The 19,914-nt window shown below is 72.8% G+C and carries 15 protein-coding genes and 1 pseudogene; 13 read left to right on the top strand and 3 right to left on the bottom strand.

Annotated features, from left to right (window positions below; translation table 11 throughout):
* Positions 1 to 412 precede the first annotated feature (412 nt).
* Positions 413 to 970: an SMI1/KNR4 family protein gene (locus ABZ172_RS13485; protein ID WP_356883441.1), complete on the top strand. Its 558-nt coding sequence runs from the start codon at positions 413 to 415 to the stop codon at positions 968 to 970.
* Positions 971 to 1,242: 272 nt separating this feature from the next.
* Positions 1,243 to 1,668, top strand: a complete 426-nt coding sequence (locus ABZ172_RS13480; RefSeq protein WP_356883435.1) for a BrxA/BrxB family bacilliredoxin — start codon at positions 1,243 to 1,245, stop codon at positions 1,666 to 1,668.
* A gap of 968 nt (positions 1,669 to 2,636) precedes the next feature.
* On the opposite strand, the gene ABZ172_RS13475 is transcribed toward ABZ172_RS13480, so the two are convergent.
* The 3 genes and pseudogenes from ABZ172_RS13475 to ABZ172_RS13465 all read right to left on the bottom strand — a co-directional run.
* Complete coding sequence (locus ABZ172_RS13475) at positions 2,637 to 3,011, bottom strand: hypothetical protein (protein WP_356883445.1); 375 nt, start codon at positions 3,009 to 3,011, stop codon at positions 2,637 to 2,639.
* A gap of 8 nt (positions 3,012 to 3,019) precedes the next feature.
* Complete coding sequence (locus ABZ172_RS13470; protein ID WP_356883443.1) at positions 3,020 to 3,265, bottom strand: hypothetical protein; 246 nt, start codon at positions 3,263 to 3,265, stop codon at positions 3,020 to 3,022.
* A gap of 61 nt (positions 3,266 to 3,326) precedes the next feature.
* A pseudogene (locus ABZ172_RS13465) lies at positions 3,327 to 3,572 on the bottom strand (DUF2690 domain-containing protein); the annotation flags it as partial.
* A 475-nt stretch (positions 3,573 to 4,047) separates the two neighbouring features.
* Between ABZ172_RS13465 and ABZ172_RS13460 the strand changes: the two are divergent.
* The 11 genes from ABZ172_RS13460 to ABZ172_RS13410 all read left to right on the top strand — a co-directional run bounded on the left by ABZ172_RS13460 (position 4,048) and on the right by ABZ172_RS13410 (position 19,912).
* Entirely contained in the window at positions 4,048 to 5,250 is a 1,203-nt protein-coding gene (locus tag ABZ172_RS13460; RefSeq protein WP_356883439.1) for a LacI family DNA-binding transcriptional regulator, read from the top strand.
* Complete coding sequence (locus ABZ172_RS13455) at positions 5,247 to 6,857, top strand: FAD-dependent oxidoreductase (RefSeq protein WP_356883433.1); 1,611 nt, start codon at positions 5,247 to 5,249, stop codon at positions 6,855 to 6,857. Before ABZ172_RS13460 ends, ABZ172_RS13455 begins: the two co-directional genes overlap by 4 nt.
* Positions 6,858 to 6,996: 139 nt before the next feature.
* The gene (locus ABZ172_RS13450; RefSeq protein WP_356883431.1) at positions 6,997 to 9,126 is read left to right on the top strand and encodes a hydantoinase/oxoprolinase family protein; all 2,130 of its coding nucleotides are present in this window, start codon (positions 6,997 to 6,999) and stop codon (positions 9,124 to 9,126) included.
* Entirely contained in the window at positions 9,123 to 9,797 is a 675-nt protein-coding gene (locus ABZ172_RS13445; protein ID WP_356883429.1) for a hypothetical protein, read from the top strand. The genes ABZ172_RS13450 and ABZ172_RS13445 overlap by 4 nt, the downstream gene beginning before the upstream one ends.
* 4 nt (positions 9,798 to 9,801) lie before the next feature.
* Positions 9,802 to 11,082, top strand: coding sequence for a TRAP transporter large permease subunit (locus ABZ172_RS13440; protein WP_356883427.1), 1,281 nt, complete (start codon positions 9,802 to 9,804; stop codon positions 11,080 to 11,082).
* Between the two features lie 28 nt (positions 11,083 to 11,110).
* On the top strand, positions 11,111 to 12,142 hold the full coding sequence (locus tag ABZ172_RS13435) for a hypothetical protein (RefSeq protein ID WP_356883425.1): 1,032 nt from the start codon (positions 11,111 to 11,113) through the stop codon (positions 12,140 to 12,142).
* A gap of 713 nt (positions 12,143 to 12,855) precedes the next feature.
* Positions 12,856 to 15,399: a nitrate- and nitrite sensing domain-containing protein gene (locus ABZ172_RS13430; protein ID WP_356883423.1), complete on the top strand. Its 2,544-nt coding sequence runs from the start codon at positions 12,856 to 12,858 to the stop codon at positions 15,397 to 15,399.
* Positions 15,396 to 15,800 carry a roadblock/LC7 domain-containing protein gene (locus ABZ172_RS13425; protein ID WP_356883421.1) on the top strand — a complete coding sequence of 135 codons (405 nt, stop codon included), beginning with the start codon at positions 15,396 to 15,398 and terminating at the stop codon, positions 15,798 to 15,800. Before ABZ172_RS13430 ends, ABZ172_RS13425 begins: the two co-directional genes overlap by 4 nt.
* Positions 15,801 to 15,868: 68 nt before the next feature.
* Positions 15,869 to 17,071 carry an ABC transporter substrate-binding protein gene (locus ABZ172_RS13420; RefSeq protein WP_356883419.1) on the top strand — a complete coding sequence of 401 codons (1,203 nt, stop codon included), beginning with the start codon at positions 15,869 to 15,871 and terminating at the stop codon, positions 17,069 to 17,071.
* Between the two features lies 1 nt (position 17,072).
* Positions 17,073 to 19,112, top strand: a complete 2,040-nt coding sequence (locus ABZ172_RS13415) for an ABC transporter permease (protein WP_356883417.1) — start codon at positions 17,073 to 17,075, stop codon at positions 19,110 to 19,112.
* The gene (locus ABZ172_RS13410; protein ID WP_356883415.1) at positions 19,109 to 19,912 is read left to right on the top strand and encodes an ABC transporter ATP-binding protein; all 804 of its coding nucleotides are present in this window, start codon (positions 19,109 to 19,111) and stop codon (positions 19,910 to 19,912) included. The genes ABZ172_RS13415 and ABZ172_RS13410 overlap by 4 nt, the downstream gene beginning before the upstream one ends.
* Positions 19,913 to 19,914: the final 2 nt, after the last annotated feature.

The following is a 19,914-nucleotide window of genomic DNA, read 5'->3' as shown; positions in this document are numbered from 1 at the left end:
GGCCGGACGGGCCACCCGCAGCAACATGGGCTTCGACTACGTCCACTCCGCCGTCGACGACCACTCACGCCTCGCCTGCAGCGAGATCCACCCCGGTCGATGGCGACCTGCCGGCCGGGCGCGGGCCCGTCGACGTGCGCGCGGCGCGCGTGGTGCTGCGCCGCGAGCCGGTGAGCCCGCCGAGCTTCGTCGTCCACACGACCGCCCCGTTCCACCTGCAGGGGCCACACGCACAGGTCCGTCAACTGCTTCGAACGCGAGCTGCGTACGGCGAGCCGGAGCAGATGATGCGCGCATACCTGGGGCAGTTGGTGGGAGGCCAGGCCCGCGCAGAGCCAGCGCAGCGCTTCGACTGTCAGTGGTGCGTGTGAGGCTGTTCGCCACGCACCGTACTCATCATCGGAGTTCCGGAATGACGACCCCCTCACCCCTGACGGTCACGGAATGGCACACGTTCCTCAGCGACTTCAACGCCCGGCACATCGACTCGGACGAGGTCCGTGAGGCCGTCGAGGACCGACGCCAGGTCATCAGCAAGGAGCGGCTGGAGGCCGGGTGGGCCGGCGCCGAACCGGCGAGTGAGGAGGCGATCGCGGTTGCCGAGGAGCGACTCGGGGTGACGCTCCCCCGCTCGTACCGAAACTTCCTCCAAGTCAGTGATGGCTGGGAGGACATCGGGTCCGTCGACCTGTTCCGGGTCGGGGAGATCGGCTGGTTCGCCGAGCTGGACCCCGAGCTCGTCGAGGCGTGGTCGGACGGCGACTTCTTCGTGGACCAGCTCGCCGTGCTCAAGCGGTGTCTGCTGATCGGCGACGACAACGGCGGCAGCGGGTGCTACTGGCTGCTGCACGTCGACGGCATCGCGGACAACGGCGAGTGGACCGCGTACGTGTGGTGGCCCGGCGACGGTGAAGACCCCGAGCCTCACCACGACTTCGCCGCCATGGTGCGGGACGCAGTCGACTCCTAGGCCCGGTTCGGCCGAGCACGGTCGGAGCCAGGAGCGGATCGTCGCAAGGCCGGCCCTCCCCCTGGAGGCCATGGAAAATGCCTCCGGGGTCGGGGGGCCGCCCGCTCGGGCCGGTGAGCGTGAATCACCGGCACCCGCACCGCCGTTGCCCTCGCACGCCGAAGCGCGAGGGGGGCGGGCTTGCCCGTCACCAAGATCGGACTTGCGGCTCCCGCACACCCCTCGTTCGCTACGATGGGCTACGAACTGGTCACCTTGCGTAAGGAGCTGGAATGCGGTACTCACCCCTGCTGGTCAGGCCGATGAAGGAAGAGCTGACCGAGATCGGGTTCACGGATCTGCTGACCACCGAAGAGGTGGACGGCGCGATGAAGGACATCGGGAAGGGCCTGACCCTGGTGGCCGTCAATTCCGTGAGCGGCGTCGCCGCCGCGACGGCACGGCCCGGTGTCCGCAGGGCGCTGGAGGACTGTTCCTCCCGTCCCGACCGGCTGCTGACCGTCCTCGCCGAGCAGGAAACGGACGCCACCGCGCGGATGCGCAGCTACTTCGCGGACATCCCCCCGTCCGAACCGTCGTTCGCCCTGTTCAAGGACGGTGAGCTCGTCCACTTCCTCCCGCGTCATCGCATCGAGGAGCGGAACGCCGACACGGTGGCCGCGGATCTCCGTTCCGCGTTCGAGGAGTTCAGCCGGTAGCACCTTCGGCCACGGGCGCTGCGAGGGCTCTCGGATGGCGACGAGCCCGCCCGCCGAACGGAGTGACGGTGCACCCCGGGGCGTTGCCCTCGCGGAGGCTTCTCCCCGGGCTCCACCCTCCCGGGGGCACCCCACCGAGGGGCGCCCTTCCCGGACAGACGGACATCCGGAGACCCGCCTTTCCATGATTGGCGCGTACATGCAGCAGCATGCGTCTCCGGAACCCGTCTGAAGAGAGCACCGTGAAGAAAGCGCGCATATGTCTCGCCGTGGCCTGCGTTCTCCTGGCCCGGATCCCGAGAGGCACTCGGAGAAGACCGAGTTGGCCACCAGGTGGCCGTGGCGGGAGATCCCGGCCACCCGGCCGTCGACCGCGAACGCGGAGAGTCCCGGTGCCTTGGCGGTGTCGATGTCCGCGACGTCTCCGACGACCGCGGCGCCCCCCGCGACGGGCAGCAGCTTGACGTCGCCCTTCGGGGCGCGGCCCAGCTCGGTGAAGCGTGTGCCGTCGAAGCGCGAGATGACGCTCTTCCCGCCGTCCACCGTGCCGACGTCCACCGCGCCGTTCCCGGAGGCGGTGAGCGCGAACATCGGGCCGGGCACGGCGGCCAGCTTGCGGGCGGACAGCTTCTTGCCGGCGCCCTTCAGGTCCACGAGGTCGCCGTCGAGCACGCCGACGGTGCCCTGTCCGGTGGGCGTGACGTGGGTGAGGTAGCCGCCGACCGTGCGGCGGGAGGTGACCGTTCCGGTGGCGGCGTCCACCTGGGTCACCGTCGTGGAGCCGGCCGACCTGTCGGTGGCCGAGCTGGAGGTGAAGGCCACCTCGTCGCCGGTGCCGCATCCCGGGGTGAAGTACGCGAGCTGGACCCGGTCGGGGATCTCGGTGACCTTGCCGTCGGAGAGGCGGACGACCGCGGCGAAGGCGCCGTTCTCGTACGCGCCGGGCTGGTTGGACCACGCGGAGGGGCTTACACCGCCGCCGCGTAGTCGCCGGACCCGGTGGTGCAGACGTAGCCCGTCCACGGGCCGGTGTCGGAGAGCTCCCGGCGGTTCAGCCGGGCGACCTCGTAGAAGGAGAAGCCGTCGCTCTCCTTCGCCGCGAGGATGTGCAGACCTTCGGCGTCGCCGGTGGCCTGCACGATCGCGTCCGCCGAGGAGGCGTAGCCCGATCCCAGGTCCTTGCTGGGCGTGGCGAACAGACGGGCCGTCGTGCCGTCGTCGGCGGTGGGGGCCACCGTGCTGTCCGTGTTCGCCAGCGGGATGAGGGCGGCGGACGCCGCGACCACGCTCATGGCGACGAGCGGGTTCATGGTCAGGTGTCTGATGAGTCGTCTCGTACGCATGCTCTTCCTCACAGCCAATCCGTGCAGAGGCCGTGTGTGGCCGGGAGGCTGGCGTCGACCGGTTTGTCCCCGGTGGAGTTGGGGTCGTCGATGACGTACCGCACCGGCTGGGGGTCGTACTGGGCGTGGACGTCGTTCCAGCAGGCCTTGGCCGTGCTGTCCTTCCAGTTCTGCATCACGGTGTAGGCGCCCGCCACCCCGTCGGCGAGGACACCCGGTGTTGTCGTAGTCCTCGATGCCGCCGTAGGGCTCACGGGTCGTCCACAGCGTCAGGTACACGTAGTCGGGCGAGGTGTCGAGATCGCGCGAGATCTTGGCCCACACCCCCTGGCACAGCGGGGACCACATCAGCCGTACGACGACCGACTCGTCGGGTTCGGTGACCTGCTGGAGGATCTGCGCGTCGTCGTCGCACCCCATGGCGACCGGGCTCTTGCCCGCGCAGCTCGCGCGGAAGCAGCCGACCGCCGCCTCCGCCGGGGGTGCCTGAACTCCTGTGAAAATTCCCGCCAGCAGCGTCAGGGCAGCCGCTGCAGGCCCCCATCTCCGTATGCCGTGCATCCACATCACCTCGGACATTCTTGTTCGTGTCATGTCAAAATTGACAGAGATCATCGCGTTCGTCCCCCGCCTCCCGCGCTCTGCCCGAGGGGCCGGAGGACCCGCGAATCCTACGTGAACACACGTGCGAGTCCAGTGAGTTGTTTCGCCCTTTACCTGCACGGATGCAGAAGACGGACGTGTGCTGGCAGCCCGCCCCATAGGGCGCGCGCGGCCATAGAACGGGCCGCGCCAGGCACGGTCGCACGGTCGGTAGAGCAGCCCGTGCGACCGCCCCCGCAGCCCCGGGTCCGCGCTCCCCCGGGCGGCGGTCCGCCGCGTCCCGGCACCCGCCGCGGCGGCCCGGCGGAGCGGGTCCGCGGAGCCGGAGGCGGCGAGGAAAGTTCGGTCCGGCCTCTTGACCGACGGTTCCGGCGCGCGCACAGTACTCGTCAATGCGCATCAGTAATACGCATTAACAGCTGGAGGGAACGTGGTGGAGGAACCCGCGAAGCGCGTCAGACGGGGCCGGGCGCCCGCACCGGCCGGGCGCACCGGCCGTCCGCGCCAGGCGGAGGTCGCCCGGCTCGCGGGCGTCTCGCAGGCCACGGTCTCCCTGGTGCTGGCGGGGAAGAAGCAGGGCCCGGCCATCTCGCAGGAGACCCGGCAGAACGTGCTCGACGCGGCCCGCACCCTGGGGTACGTGCCGGACCCCGCGGCGCGCCGGCTGGCCGCCGCGCGGAACGACCTCCTCGGGGTGTTCAGCTTCACGGCCACCTTCCCCACCGATGTGCAGCACTCGTACTACCCCTTCCTGGTCGGTGTGGAGCAGGAGGCCGCCGCGCGCGGCTACGACCTGGTGCTCTTCACCGGGTCCAGCTCCGGCGGCGCCGGGGCCGACGGTCCGCACGCCCTCAACCGGGCCCGGCTCGCGGACGGTTGCCTGCTGCTGGGGCGCCATGCGCCGGTGGACGACCTGCGCAGGCTCGTGGACGACGGGTTCCCCGTCGTCCACCTGGGCCGCCGCGACGAACCGGAGGGCCTGGCCTGGGTCGGCGCCGACTACGTCAGTGCCAGCCGCGAGGTCGTGCAGCGGCTCGCCGCGCTCGGGCACCGCCGGGTCGTCCTGATCCGCGAGGACGACGAGGCGCCCGCGTCGGGCGACCGCGAACAGGGCTTCCTGGAAGGGCTGCGGGCCTCGGGGCTGCCCGACGGGCCCGGAGCCGTGTTCCGCAGCGCCGATCCCGCCCACGCACTGACCCCGGAGCGTCTGCGGCAGTGGCTGGCCGAGGGCGTCACCGCGTTCGTGGCCGAGGAGACCGACAGCGGAGCGGCCTGGCGTGCGCTGACCGCGGCGGTCCGCGCGGCCGGCCTGGACTGCCCCGGCGACCTCTCGCTGGCGCTCCTCGGCAGTCCGCCGCCGGACCTCGCCGGCGCGCCCGAGCCCACCGGATTCGACATCCCCCGCGCCCGGCTGGGCGCGGAGGCCGTACTCCTGCTCGCCACGCTGGTCGCCGGGGAGGACGTCCCCGAACGGCTGGTGACCCTGGTGGCCTGCGCCTACCGGGCCGGCGCCACCACCGGACCGCCGCCCGGCGGACGGCCGGATCCGGACCGGCACCCACCGCGTCCGGCCGGCGCGGAGGACGCCCCCGCACCACCGCACAGCACGACCCGTACCGCACAAGGAGAAACGTGATCCCCGAACCGGACATCATCGTCGTCGGCGCCGGACTGGGCGGCGTGGCCGCCGCGCTGGCCGCCTGCCGGGCCGGCCGGACCGTCGTCCTCACCGAGGAGACCGACTGGATAGGCGGTCAGCTCACCTCCCAGGCCGTGCCGCCGGACGAGCACCCGTGGGTGGAGCAGTTCGGCACGACCGCCACCTACCGCGCCCTGCGCGAGGGCATCCGGGACTACTACCGCCGGTGGTACCCGATGCGTTCGGAGGCGCTCGCACTGACCGGCCTCAACCCGGGGGCCGGGCGGGTCAGCAAGCTCTGCCACGAGCCGCGCGTGGCCCTCGCCGTCCTGGAGGGCATGATCGCCCCGCACCGGGCCTCGGGCCGGCTGACGCTGCTGACCGAGCACCGGGCGGTGGCCGCCGAGGCCGACAACGATGTCATCAGTGCGGTCACCCTGGAGTCCCTGCGCGACGGGACCCGGACCACGATCCGCGCACGGTACGTCGTCGACGCCACGGAGACCGGGGAACTCCTCGAACTCGGCGGTGTCGAGCACGCCGTGGGCGCCGAGTCGCGTGCCGAGTTCGGCGAGCCGCACGCGCCCGAGGAGGCACAGCCGCTCAACCAGCAGGGCATCACCGTGTGCTTCGCGCTCTCCCACCACGAGGGCGAGAACCACGTAGTCGACCGGCCCGCCGACTACGACTTCTGGCGTTCCTACCGGCCGGACTTCTGGCCGGGTCCGCTCCTCGGCTTCCTCGCCCCCGACCCGCGTTCGCTGGAGGCCGTCCCCCGGACGTTCGTGCCGAACCCGGAGGTCGACCCGCTCGCCGTCAACGCCGACCAGAGCGCCGACGCGGGCGACAAGGAGCTGTGGGGATTCCGCCGCATCCTGGCGCGCGGGCTGCACCGGCCCGGCGCCTTCGACTCCGACATCACCCTGGTCAACTGGCCACTCAACGACTACTGGCTGAAGCCCCTGATCGGCGGCGGCCCGGAGACCACGGCCCAGGCGCTGCGGGAGGCACGGCAGTTGTCGCTGTCGGTCCTCCACTGGCTCCAGACCGAGGCACCGCGCCAGGACGGCGGCACCGGCTTCCCCGGCCTGCGGCTGCGCCCCGACGTCACCGGCACGGCCGACGGCCTGGCCAAGGCCCCCTACGTCCGGGAGTCGCGTCGCATCAAGGCGGTCACCACCGTCACGGAGCAGGACGTCGCCATCGACGTGGTCGGCCCCTACGGGCGCACCGCGTACCGGGACTCGGTGGGTGTCGGCAACTACCGCATCGACCTGCACCCCTCCACCGGCGGCGACAACTACATCGACATCGGTTCGGTGCCGTTCGAGATCCCGCTCGGCGCCCTCGTGCCGCGGCGGGTCCGCAACCTCCTCCCGGCGGGCAAGAACATCGGCACCACGCACATCACCAACGGCTGCTACCGGCTCCACCCGGTGGAGTGGAACATCGGCGAGGTCGCCGGCGCGCTGGCCGCGCACTGTGTCGCCGAGGGGGTCGGACCCCACCAGGTCCAGGCCGACGACAAGCGGTTCGAGGAGTTCGCCCGGCTGCTGGACGCGGAGGGCGTGCAGCGCCACTGGCCCGACGTACGCGGCTACTGAGCACGGTCCACCGCGGGGCGACGACGCCCGCACGACCCGGCACGACGCCCCACCGGGCGGAAACGCCGGGCGGGACAGCTCCACCTGTCCCGCCCGGCCCGCCCCCGCACTGCCGACCCGCACAAGGAGGTGCCCAACCATGACCACACACCGCATCCGCGTCGGCATCGACGTGGGCGGAACCTTCACCGACGCCGTGGCCGTCGACGCCACGACGCTGGAACTCCTGGGACAGGTGAAGGTCCCCACCAGCCACCATCACGAAGACGGCGTCGCCCACGGCATCGTGGAAGCGCTCGCGCGTCTGCTGGAAGAGACCGGCCGCGCACCCGAGGACGTCGCTTTCCTCGCGCACGGCACCACCCAGGCTACCAACGCGCTGCTGGAGGGCGATGTCGCCACCGTGGGCCTGATCGGGATCGGAACCGGCCCGTCCGCCGTCCTGACCCGCCGGCTCGCGGGGCTCGGCAAGCTCGAACTCGCCCCGGGCCGGACCCTCCCGCTCGCCTACGCCCATGTCGGCGACCCCGACGACGCGGAGTCCGTGCGGCGCGCCGCCGAGTCCCTGGCCGGGCAGGGCGCCCAGGTCCTGGTGGCCTCCGAGCCGTTCAGCGTGGACCGGCCGGAGGGCGAGCGGGCCGTCGTGGAGGCCGCCCGCGCCACCGGGCTGCCGCTGACCGCCGCGCACGAGATCACCTCGCTGTACGGGCTGCACAAGCGGACCCGCACCGCCGTCGTGAACGCGGCGATCCTGCCGCGCATGCTCGCCACCGCCGACCTCGTGGACGCGTCCATCACCAAGGCCGGGGTGGGTGCGCCGCTGATGGTGATGCGGTGCGACGGCGGGGTGATGTCGCTGGACGAGATGCGGCGCAGGCCGCTGCTGACGGTCCTGTCGGGCCCGGCGGCCGGTGTCGCGGGGGCGCTGATGCAGGAGCGGATCAGCGAGGGCGTGTTCCTGGAGACGGGCGGCACCTCGACCGACGTCAGTGTCGTGCGGCGCGGCAAGGTGGCGGTGCGGCACGCCACCGTCCTCGGCAAGAAGTCCTACCTGAACGCCCTGGACGTGCGGACGGTCGGTGTGGGCGGCGGCTCCATGGTCCGGATCGCGGGCGGGCGGGTCACCGGGGTCGGGCCGCGGAGCGCACACATCGCCGGTCTGCCCTACGCGTGTTACGCCTCGGCGGAGGACCTGCGGGACGCGACGCTCACCACCGTCCGGCCGATGGGCGGCGACCCGGACGACTACGCGGTCATCGACGCGGCGGGCGGGCGCTTCGCCCTCACCATGACCTGCGCGGCCAACGCCCTGGGCCGGGTGCCGGAGGGCGACTTCGCGCGCAGCGACCAGGAGGTCGCGCGGGCGGCGCTGGCACCGCTGGCCGCGGCGCTCGGCACGGACGTGGCGACCGCCGCGGGGAGACTCCTCGACGCGGGGACGGCCCGGGTCAGGTCGGTCGTGGACACGATGATCCGGGACTACCGGCTGGACAAGGACACCGCACTGCTGGTCGGTGGCGGCGGCGGGGCCGCCTCCGTGACGCCGCATCTGGCCGCGGTCTGCGGCCTGGAGGGGCGCATCGCGCGGCACAGTGAGGTGATCAGCCCGATCGGGGTGGCGCTGGCCCTGGTGCGGGAGCAGGTGGAGCGGATCGTCCCGGGGGCGGGGCAGGAGCAGATCCTCGCCGTGCGCGCCGAGGCGGAGGCCGCGGTCGTCGCGCAGGGCGCCGCGGCCGACGGGGTCGAGGTCGAGGTCACCGTCGACCCGCAGACGAGCACCGTACGGGCGGTCGCCACGGGCGCCACCGAGCTGCGCACCCAGGACCGGGCGCACCGCGCGGACGAGGCGGAGCGGCTGCGGACGGCGGCGGCCAGTCTCCGGACGGACCCCTCGCGGGTCAGCGTGCTGGCCGGGACCCCCTCCCACACGGTGTACGGGACCGAGGTCAGGCGCGCCCTGCGCACGACCCGGCATCCGGTGCGGATCGTCGACGCGGACGGGGTGATCCGTCTGCACGTCTCCGACGCACGGGTGGAGACCACCAGGGTCGCGGAGGCGCCCGAGGTCCTGGCCCGGCTGGTGCGGGAGAGCACCTCGTACGGCGACGGCGGGGTGCGTGCCCCGGCCGTGCGGCTGCTGCTGGGCTCCCGGATCGCGGACCTGTCGGGGGTGCTGGACCCGCAGCCGCTGCTCGCGCTGGCCCGCAGCGAGCTGGGCTCCCGCGGCGCCGACGAACCGGTGGTCGCCGTGCTGGAGGTGCGGATATGAGCCGCGCCGCGAGGGCGGGCACGGGCCGCGCGAGGGCCGCGGGTGCGGGCCGGCCGGGCGGCGCGGATGCGGTGGCGCGCGCGGAGGGTGCGGGCCCGGTCGCCTCCGCGGCGGATCCGTGGGAGGGCGACGAGGACCTCGACCTCGCGGTCCGGCTGCTGGCCGCGACCCCCACCCACGAGAGCCGCGACCCGGAGCTGCTGCGCCACTGGGCGCGTACGGCCGAGGCCTTCGGTGCGGGGCTGGCCCCCGTGCCGTGCCGGGCCGCGGTCGTCGAGCGTTCCGACGGGCTGGAGCGGGGGCTGCTGGCCCGGTACGTCTCGCGACCCGTGCCCTCCGTGGAGCTCTACACCGACACGCTCGCCGCGGCCGAGGCGCTGATCGACGCGCGGGGCTGGCGCCACTGGTACCCGCGCGGCTCGGTGCGGGAGGCGGCGCTCGCCCACGAGGCGGTGCACGAACACCTCCACCACGGTCCGGCGAAGGCCGCGCTGAAACACGCCCTGGGCCATGTCGTGCTGCGCGCCGGCCGGTTCCGGATACACGGGCACGTGGCGGGCGCGGAGGAGATCGCCGCCCACGCCCACGCCCGTACCGTCTGCGGGCTCGGCCGCAGTCCCCTGCACCTCACGGCCGCGCTCGCGGACGCCGTGACCCAGAGAGAGAAGTAGCGCCATGGGCGTTGTCATCCTGATCGTCATGGCGGCCGGTGTGGCCGCGATGCTCACCCGCAAGCTGCCCACCGCCTTCGCCCTGGTCCTGCTCGGCGTCGTCATCGCGCTGGTGGCCGGAGCGCCGCTGACCGGCGAGGAGAGCGTCCTGGACACGGTCGTCCAGGAGGGGGCTCCGATGCTCGCCTCCACGATGATCGCGGTTCTGCTGGGCTCGTGGCTGGGCCGGCTCCTCGACGAGACCGGCATCGCCGGGACCATCGTCCGCAAGATCGTGGAGTTCGGCGGCGACCGGCCGACGGTCGTGGCGCTCGGTGTCCTCGCGGTGTCGGCGCTGATCGGCACGGTGACGGGCTCCGCCCCCGCCGCGATGCTCGCCGGCATCATCGGGATCCCGGCGATGGTCGCCGTGGGCATCCCGAAGGTCACGGCGGCGGGCACCATCCTCATGGGCATCGCCGTGGGCGTGCCGTTCGAACTGCCCATCTGGCAGTTCTTCTCGACCGCCCTGGACCTGCCGGTGCCGACGGTGCGCGGCTTCATGGTGAAGCTGTTCCCGCTGGCGCTGGTCGCGGCCGTGGCGTACGTGCTGATCGAGTCGCGGCGCCGGGGCGTCGAGCACACCTGGTCGCTGAAGTCGCCTGCCGCGAGGCCGCGTTCGCGCCGTGAGCGGCTGGGCGACGCGCCCTGGTACGCGCTGCTCACCCCGGTCGTGCCGCTGGTCCTGGCCCTCGGTCTCGAACTGGCCATCATCCCCTCGCTGCTGGCGGGCGTGCTGTACGCCCTGGTCACCACGACCCGGCCGCGCGAGATGAACAAGCGGCTGCTGCGCACCCTGTACGGCGGCTTCGAGGTCGCCGCGCCGCCGATCGCGCTGTTCATCGCCATCGGCATCCTGCTGGCCGCGGTGAAGCTGCCCGGCGCGATCGAGGCGCTGGAACCGCTGGTGAAGGCCGTCAGCCCGCAGAACCCGGTGCTGTTCGTGCTGGTCTTCACCGCACTGGTGCCGCTGTGCCTCTACCGGGGCCCGCTCAACGTCTACGGCCTCGGCGCGGGCATCGCCGGGGTCCTGATCGCGGCGGGCATCTACCCCGCCGTCGCCGTGCTCGGCCTGGCCGCGTCCTACAACCAGGTCTTCGGCGTCGCCGACCCCACCAGCACCCAGACCGTCTGGAGTGCCCAGTACGCGGGGGTCGGCCCCCAGCAGGTCATGGTCCGCACCCTGCCCTATGTGTGGGCCGTCGCCCTCGGCGGCTTCTGCGTGACCGCCGCCGCCCATCTCTGACCACCTTCTCCCGGGACGGAGTACCGCCATGAACGAGCCGCACGAGAACCCGAGTCAGATCCACCCGTCAGGCCTCTCGCGCCGTGTCCTCCTGCGCGGGGCGGCGGCCACCGGCACCGCGCTCGCGGTCGGCGCGGGGACGGCGGGTGCCGCCGCGGCGGCACCCGGCGGCTTCCCCGACTACAGCTACGTCAGGACGCTGCTGAAGCCGTCCGACCTGGCGTACAACCCGACCGGGGAGATCATCTTCCCGTGCGTCCGGGGCACCGTAGGCCGGCTGACCGGCGCCCTCGGCCGCTTCTACCTCTACTACGCGCCGCACGACGCCCCCGGCGGCATCTGCCTGGCCTACGGCGACTCCCTGGAGGGGCCGTTCACCGAGTACCCGCACAATCCGATCGTCTCGAACAACTGGCAGCCGCACTACAAGGTCAGCCACGTCTCCTCGCCCCACGTGCTGTGGAACGAGGAGGCGAAGGAGATGTGGCTGTACTTCCACGGCGAGAACAACACCACCCGCCTGGCGAGCTCCAAGGACGGCGTCACCTTCACGTACGACAAGGTGGTGCTCACCACCGCGATGCTGCCGGCGGGTACGACGGAGACGTCCTACGCCCGCGTCTTCCGGCACGACCTGCCCGCGCGCGGGGCGAAGTACGTGATGATGTTCATGCGGAACGACAAGAGCGACCACCGGGACATCGGCTGGGGCTGGTCGGCCGACGGGCGCACCTGGACCTTCGACCAGACGCCTCTGATCAGGCACTCGGACGTGGGCGCGGTCAACATCGGCGGACCGCACCTGCTCACGCGGGGCGGCAGCGCGTACGTCGTCTACAACAAGGACAAGAGCAGCGGCGGCGACATCATGATCACCGAGGTCGGCAAGGACTTCTCCCGCCGCAACCACCTGGGTGTGTTCCACGACTCGATGAACGGCGCCCCGGACAACGGCCGCACCGCCTCGCCGAGTTTCGGCACCGAGAACGGGGTGCCGTACATGATCTACGAGGCCGGTGAGCGGCTCCAGGGTGCGATCGCCCTGGCGCGGGGGAAGTGACGGCACCCGCGGGAGTGACGGCGCCGCGGGAGTGTCGGCGTCACGGACGTGACGGTGCCACGGGCGTGACGGCGCCGCAGGTGTGACGGCCGGGTCCCGTCCTGCCCCGTGGTCAGAACCAACCGGACGGTCGGCTCTGACCGGGGGGCGGGCGGGGCCCGGCTCCGCTCACCGGGACGCGATCCACGGCCCGTACCGGGGTGGCGCGTTCCGCGAACGGTGGCCGGATCTAACTTTTCCGCAACGACCTCGGGGCGCGCTCCGGGCGGGCCGGAGGGCGTGCGGGAGCCCGCGTGAGCTGCCCCGCAGGGGGAGCCGCGGCGTCGGCGGAGGCATCGGACCGCTGGTCAAGCGGGGTTCAAAAGTGCCGCTCCGGACCGTGGCGAGGTCTCAGAAACGGTCACCGTTCGAGCACTTACGATCGGTTCGGACTGTTCCTGTGCAACTGTCGCGCATTCTTTTTGGAGATATACCGGTCTGGAGTTCCGTACAACGGCATAAGATCATGCCGCGCCACGGGGTAGCGCGTGCCCCGTGATTCCCCCTGTCCCCCCACATGACCTCTTCCTCACTCGTGTCACTCGCGCTGTGCGTCCGCCCTCGACGGCCCCGGACGACGTGTCGTCGTCCCGGGCCGACACCCCCCACAACCCGTTAACAGGTATCTGCGTGTCACCGATTCTCAGCACCGGTTCCGGCGACGGAGCCGCGCAGTGAAGATCAACAGCCGTCTCGTCCTCCTCGTCACCGCGCCCCTGACCGTGGCCCTCACCTTCTCGGTACTGGCCCTCGCGCCCGCGACCGACCAGGCGCTCCAGGCCGACCGGCTGACCTCCATGGTCGACGCCGCCACCGTCTCGGGAGAACTGACCCACCAACTGCAGCGCGAGCGGGCCGCAGCGACCGCTCTGGTCTCGAAACAGGCGAGTTCGGAAGCGTTCCGTCTCTCCTCGGACGCGACCGACAGAAGCATCGCCCGGTTCCGCGACCGGACCCGGAGTCTGACCGGGGTCCCCGGGAACGCGCAGGACGCCCTGGACCGCGTCGACCGGTTCATCGAGGAGATACCCGCCCTGCGCGCCCAGGTGCGTTCGGGCAGCAGCACCATCTCGGCCCTCGCCTTCGGGTACCGCATCGTGATCGCCGATCTCAACGGCTACCGCGACGGCATCGCGCAGGCGGACGGGGTCGACGCCGACATCGCGGACCGGATCCGCGCCGCGGCCGCCCTGTCCGAGGCGGCCGAGCACACCGCCCAGCAGCAGGTGACCGTGATGAGGGCGCAGGCCGCGGGCGGTTTCACGACCGCGTCGCAGCGGACCTTCGACGCCGGCCGGCTGGGCTACACCGAGTCGCTCGGTGTCCTGTACGACCTCGGTCCGGCCGAGTGGCGGACCTGGCTGGAGCGCACACTCTCCGGGACGAAGGCGCTGGAGGCCCGGCGGCTCGAGGACGAGATCGGGCGCACGGGTGCGGGGAAGGACCTCACGGTCACGCCGAAGGAGTGGCAGAAGGCCTCCGCCGACCGCCAGGCGCTGCTGCGCTCGGTGGAACTGCGCATCGACGAGTCCGTCTTCACCCTGGTCTCCGAGACCCGCACCCGCCTCATGTGGACGGCGGGCGGCGAGATCGCACTGGTGGTGCTGACCCTGGTCGGTGCCGTCGTCGTCGCGGTCCGCCTGGGACGGGCCATGGTCCGGCGGTTGCGCGATCTGCGCAACGCCGCGCACGAGGTCGCCCACACCGGGCTGCCGTCCGTGATGAAGGAGCTGTCCCAGCCGGGCGCGCTGAGCGGCGCGACGCCCGAGCAGGTCGCCCTGCGGACGGGTGACCCGGTCACCACCACGGGCGAGGACGAGATCGGTGAGGTCGGCGAGGCGTTCAACGCCGTCCACCACGAGGCCGTCCGCCTGGCGGCCCAGCAGGCGCACATCCACGAGCAGTTCGCGGAGACCCTGGTGGGCGTCGCCCGCAGGGGTGCGCAGCTGACCGCCGTCATGGTGTCCGAGCTGGACACGGTGCAGCGCGACGAGGCCGACCCCGAGCGCATGAAGACCCTCTTCGCTCTCGACCACCTCGCGATCCGCATGGAGCGCAACACCAACAACCTCCTGGTCCTGGGCGGTTACGGGAACGCGCGGGTGCGGGCGGCCGACGTCGACTGCTCCACCGTCGTCGTGGCCGCCGCCCAGCAGATCGAGCGGTTCGACCGGGTGTCCCTGGGGGTCGTCGAGTCGGGCATCGGCATCACCGCGCGCGCCGTGCACGACGTGGCGCACATCCTGGCCGAACTCCTCGACAACGCGACCCGGTTCTCCCCTCCCGAGGCACAGGTCGGGGTCGCCGTGTGGCGGCTGTGGGACCGGGCCGTGGTGCAGATCGTCGACGAGGGGGTCGGGATGGCCGCGGAGCGCCGCGCGGTCCACAACGCCGCGCTGCGCGAACCGCAGGCGGGCATCGGCGACGTGCGGTCCATGGGCCTGCACGTGGTCGCGCGGCTCGCGGCCCGCCACGGCATCGTCGTCGAACTGCGCGACTCGTCGGGTCCCGGCACCATCGCCGAGGTCACGCTGCCCGCGAAGGTGCTGGCCGCGGTCCCGCAGGAGGGCGCGCCGGCACCGCAGGACGCGTCCCGGCCGGACCACGTCCGGGCTCCCGGCCACGACGTCAGCTACGAGACGCCCCGCGCCGTGGCACCCCCGGGACCGAACGGCCGCAGGCAGCCGGCCTGGGCCGACGCCCGGCCCGGCCACAACGGCGCACCGGCCGGCGCGGGTACCGGTGGGAACACCGCGCGGGACACCGGCGTCCCGGCGCCCGGCGGTCCCTCCCGCACACCGGACGAGAGCCGCGCCCCCGGGCGCGAGACGCCGGCCGGACGGGGGAATCCGTTCGGGCGGGAGACGCCGGCCGAGCGGGAGACTCCCTTCGGGCGGGAGACCGCGGCCGGGCGGGAGACGCCGGCCGGACGGGAGACCGCGGCCGGGCCCGGGGAAGAGCCCGCCTCGCGCATCGCCGGGGTCAGCTCCTCGGGGCTGCCGGTGCGGCAGCGCAGAGCGACACAGCAGTGGCCCAACTCGGGCAAGCGGGAGGGCGCCGGGCAGCGGTCCGGGGCGGCCGCTCCGAAGCAGCCCCGCCGCCGGGACTCCCGGCAGGTTTCCGACGTCCTGGCGGCCTACGCCCAGGGAATCAACAGGAGTACGAACCACCGGGGGCGTTCCGCCGCCGACGACGACACCGAACGGACGAAGAAATGACCACTTCAAGCGGCCTGAACTGGATCCTGAGCGACTTCGCCGGACGCATTCCGGAGGTCACCCAGGCGATAGCCGTGTCCGTGGACGGACTCGCGCTCGCCTACACGGGCGTGGAGCGCGACGACGCCGAGCGGCTGGCCGCCATCGCCTCCGGCGTCGTCAACCTGCTGTCCGCGGCGGCCCAGTTGACGAACACCGATCCCGTGGAGCACAGCCTCACCGCGATGGAGGGCGGCTACATGTTCTCGATGGCCGTGTCCAGCGGCGCCTCGCTGCTGGTGACCACGACCAGGGACGCGGACATCGGCGAGGTCAGCTACATGATGTCCGAGCTGATCAACCAGCTCGGTGACGCGCTGTCCCCCGAGGTCAGGGAGACCAGTCTGCCTCCCGTGCGCTGACCCGCGGGCCGGCCCGTACAGCACCGCCCCCTGTCCGTTCGTTTGCGACGACTCTGATGAGAGCCTTCATGTTCTTCGACATATCCAGCCCCCGCCCGCGTAGATTCAGGCCGGCCTGCGCCGCCGCCCTCGCCCTCGGCCTGGCCGCCGTCACCGGTTGCAGCGGTGACAGCGGTGCGGGCGACGAGACCGTGAAGGTGGGCCTGGTGGCCTCCCTGTCCGGCACCTACGAGCCGGTGGGCACCGAGCTGCGCGCCGGGTTCGAGCTGTACCTGGAGACCCACGACAACAAGCTGGGCGGCCGCAAGGCCGAACTGATCGTGGCGGACGAGGGCGACGGCCCGCCGACCGCCGTCCCCGCGACCACCAAGCTGGTCAAGAAGGACAAGGTCGACGTGCTGACGGGCTTCGTCAGCGGCGGGTCGTTCAACGCGGTGCTGCCGCTGGTCGACCAGGCCAAGATCCCCTTCCTGGGGTCGAACGCCCGGCCGCCCGTGAAGGACCTCGAATACGTCTGGACGACCAGCTTCCTGTCCGACGAGCCGGGCAAGGCCATCGCCCCCTACGTCAAGGAGAAGGTCGACGGACCGGTCTACGCGATCGGCCCCGACTACCAGGGCGGGTACGACGAACTACGCGGCTTCACCGACGAGTTCAAGCGGGTCAAGGGCAAGCTCGCCAACCCGGACGGCAAGACCACCTGGACGCCGTTCCCGAAGACCACGAACTTCATGCCGTACTTCGCCGAGATCGCCAAGACCGACGCCAAGGCGGTGTACTGCTTCTACGCCGGCAAGGCGGCCATCGACTTCGCCAAGCAGTACGCCCAGTCGGACATCGCCGATCTCCCGCTGTACACGGCCTTCGTCACCGAGGGCAGTGTGCTCCAGGCCCAGGGCGCCGCGGCCAAGGACATCTACTCGGTCCTGAACTACGCGGCCGACCTCGACAACGAGGCCAACCGCACGTTCGCCGCGGACTGGACCGCCAAGCACGACACCCAGCCCACCACCTACGCGATGGCGTCGTACGACGCGGCCGCCGTGCTGGACAAGGCGGTCGCCGACGCGGCGAAGAAGGGTGACGTGACGCCGCAGACCATCAACGAGGCCATCGCGGACCTGGGCCAGATCGACAGCCCGCGCGGCGCCTGGGAGTTCGGCGACAAGGCCCACTCGCCGGTGCAGACCTGGTACCTGCGCCAGGTGCGTCCGGACGGTGCCCAGATGGCCAACGTCATGGTCCAGGACCTGGCGACGCTCGGCAGCTGACATGGATCTCCTCGATGCCCACCTCGTGCCGGCGGTGGACGGCGTGGCCTACGGGCTGCTGCTGTTCGTGGTCGCCGCCGGCCTGAGCCTGGCCTTCGGCACCGCGGGCGTGCTGAACCTCTCGCACGGCACGCTGTACGCGATCGGCGCCTACACCGGGGCCGAGCTCAGTGACGGGACCTGGGGCGGTCTGGCCCTCGGGCTGGCCGCCGGGACCGCCGCCGCGTGCGCCGCGGGAGCGGGCCTGTCCGCGGCGACGGCCCCGCTCACCGGGCGCGGGCATCTCGCGCAGGCGCTGCTGACGTTCGGGCTGGCCCTCGTCGGCGGCGACCTGCTGGTCCAGATCTTCGGGGCGGACGAGCTTCCGGTACGGGTCCCCGGGGCGCTCGACACCTCGGTGACCCTGCTGGGCCACCGGTATCCGGCGTACCGCCTGTGCTTCATCGTGATGGCCGTGCTGCTCGCGGCCTTCGGCACCTGGGTGCTGACCCGGACCCGGATGGGTGCGGCGGTGCGTGCCGCCGCCGACGATCCGCAGATGCTCGCGACCACCGGGCACAGCCCCCGGGCCGTGCACACCGGCGTGCTCGCCGCGGCCGGTGCGCTGGCCGGGGCGGCGGGGGTGCTCGGGGCGCCGATCATCGGCCCCGGACCGGGTACGTCCGAGACGGTGCTGATGCTCTCCCTCGTGGTGGTCGTGCTCGGCGGGCTGCGTTCGCTGTGGGCGACGCTCCTCGCGGCGATCGCGGTCGGCGAGGTCCAGACGCTCGGGGTGTCCCTGGCGCCGGACCTCGCTCCCTATCTGCTCTTCGCCGCGATGGCGGCGGTGCTGGTGCTGCGTGCGCGCTTCGCGGAGCCGGCGGCCCCGCACGGTTCCCACGAGCCGTCGCCGGACCCGGTCGACCGGCTCCGCCGCAGGCTCGCCGCCCGGATGTCCCGCGTCAGGACCCCGGATCCCGCGGGCACGGGCGGGGGGACTCCGGTGAAGGCTCCCGCGGCCGCGGGGCCGGCCCGCCGGTCCGGGCTGCTCCCGGGCGGGACCGGGTGGCGGGGGGCCGCCCCGCTGCTGGTCCTGCTCGCGGTCCTGACGGTGCTGCCGTGGGTGCTCGACCCGTACAGCGTCTCGCTGGCCGGTTCCGCGCTGGCCCTGGGGCTCCTCGCGGTCAGCGTCACCGTCCTCACCGGCTACGCAGGGCTGCCCACGCTCGGGCAGACCGCTCCGTTCGCCGTGGGTGCCTACGCCACCGCGAACCTCGCGGACGCCGGATGGACCTCGGGCCCCGTCCAGATCGTCCTGGCCGCGCTCGCGGCGGGGGTCTTCTCCGCGGTGGTCGGGCCGGCGGTGATCCGGGCCCGCGGGACCACCGTGCTGATGATCACGCTCGCCGTCGGCGAGCTGACCGGCGCGGTCGTCAACCAGCTCAAGTCCGTCACCGGGGGCGCCGACGGTCTCGTCGGCTTCCCGGCGACACAGGCGCTGTGGGGCGGTGAGGGGATGACCGGGGAGAGCGAGCTCTACACCTATGCCCTGGTCGTCTCGGTCGTCGTCGTCACCGTCACGCTGCTCGTCCTGCGCTCGCCCGCCGGGAAGCTGCTGACCGGCACCCGGGGGGCCGAGGCCCGGATGCGCGCCTCGGGGCACCCCGTGGGCCGCTACCTGCTGGTGGCCCACATCTGCGCCGGCGCGCTGGCCGGTGTCGGCGGTTCGCTGATGGTCACGGTCCAGCAGTACCTCTCCCCCGCCGACGTCGGTTTCGAGATCGCGGCCTTCGCCCTGCTCGCGGCCGTCATCGGCGGTGCCTCGTCGGTGATCGGCGCCCTGATGGGGGCGGGGCTCATCGTCATCACCCGCGACTGGGTGGCCGGTTCGTGGCCCGGTCACGGTCCGCTGCTGCTCGGCACGCTGTTCGTCGCCGCCGTGTACCTGCTGCCCCGCGGTCTGGCCGGCCTGCGCGGCGGCCGGGACCCGGGCGGCCCCCCGTCCGGCGAAGGGGCGCGGACGGCCCCCGCGCCGGCCGCCCCCGGAAAGGTCTCGCCATGACGCCCGCACCCCACGCCGACCCGGGACCCCCGGTCCTGGACCTGTCCGGTCTCACCCGCCGGTACGGCAGCCTCACCGCGGTGGACGACGTCAGCCTCCGGCTCCCGGCGGGGGCCCGGCACGCGGTCATCGGCCCCAACGGCGCCGGCAAGACCACCCTGCTCAACCTCATCGCGGGCACCGACCGGCCCGACCGCGGCACGATCGCCCTGGACGGCGCCGACATCACCCGCACCGCCACCGCGCGGCGCAGCCGTCTCGGCATCGCGCGCAGCTTCCAGCAGCCCACGGTCATCGGTGATCTGACGGTCCTGGACAACGTCGTGCTGGCGGGCTGGCCGCACCACCCGGAGCGGCGCGGCGCGTGGCGCAGCCCCTCGCGCTACCGGCGGCACACCGAGTCCGCGCGGCGCCACCTGGAGACCGTCGGTCTCGCGGACCTCGCCGGCCGTCCGGCCTCCACGCTGTCCCACGGGCAGCGCCGCATGCTCGACCTCGCCGCGGCGCTGGCGGGGGAACCGCGGCTGCTGCTGCTGGACGAGCCCGCGGCCGGGCTGACGGACGGCGACATCGGCCGGGTCCTGGGGATCCTGGGCGCCCTGCCCGCGCAGGTGGCGGTCATTCTGGTCGAGCACCATGTGGAGGTGGTCGCCCAGCTCGCCACGACCGTCACCGTGCTGGCGGCGGGCCGGGTGCTCGTCACCGGCCCGGCCCGGGAGGCGCTCGCCCACCCGGAGGTCCGCGACGCCTACCACGGCACCGGTGCGGCGTCCGCCGCCGTCGCCGAAGCGAAAGGATGACC

Origin of the sequence: Streptomyces sp. NPDC006296 (assembly GCF_040613235.1) — a bacterium.
In the GTDB taxonomy this organism is placed as follows: domain Bacteria; phylum Actinomycetota; class Actinomycetes; order Streptomycetales; family Streptomycetaceae; genus Streptomyces.
This window is presented reverse-complemented; position numbering and strand designations above follow the sequence as displayed.

Excerpts from the sequence above, each read along its gene's own strand:
- ABZ172_RS13485 (WP_356883441.1), top strand. The coding sequence starts at position 413 with ATGACGACCCCCTCACCCCTGACGGTCACGGAATGGCACACGTTCCTC.
- ABZ172_RS13480 (WP_356883435.1), top strand. The coding sequence starts at position 1,243 with ATGCGGTACTCACCCCTGCTGGTCAGGCCGATGAAGGAAGAGCTGACC.
- ABZ172_RS13475 (WP_356883445.1), bottom strand. The coding sequence starts at position 3,011 with ATGCGTACGAGACGACTCATCAGACACCTGACCATGAACCCGCTCGTC.
- ABZ172_RS13450 (WP_356883431.1), top strand. The coding sequence starts at position 6,997 with ATGACCACACACCGCATCCGCGTCGGCATCGACGTGGGCGGAACCTTC.
- ABZ172_RS13445 (WP_356883429.1), top strand. The coding sequence starts at position 9,123 with ATGAGCCGCGCCGCGAGGGCGGGCACGGGCCGCGCGAGGGCCGCGGGT.
- ABZ172_RS13440 (WP_356883427.1), top strand. The coding sequence starts at position 9,802 with ATGGGCGTTGTCATCCTGATCGTCATGGCGGCCGGTGTGGCCGCGATG.
- ABZ172_RS13435 (WP_356883425.1), top strand. The coding sequence starts at position 11,111 with ATGAACGAGCCGCACGAGAACCCGAGTCAGATCCACCCGTCAGGCCTC.
- ABZ172_RS13425 (WP_356883421.1), top strand. The coding sequence starts at position 15,396 with ATGACCACTTCAAGCGGCCTGAACTGGATCCTGAGCGACTTCGCCGGA.
- ABZ172_RS13420 (WP_356883419.1), top strand. The coding sequence starts at position 15,869 with ATGTTCTTCGACATATCCAGCCCCCGCCCGCGTAGATTCAGGCCGGCC.
- ABZ172_RS13415 (WP_356883417.1), top strand. The coding sequence starts at position 17,073 with ATGGATCTCCTCGATGCCCACCTCGTGCCGGCGGTGGACGGCGTGGCC.
- ABZ172_RS13410 (WP_356883415.1), top strand. The coding sequence starts at position 19,109 with ATGACGCCCGCACCCCACGCCGACCCGGGACCCCCGGTCCTGGACCTG.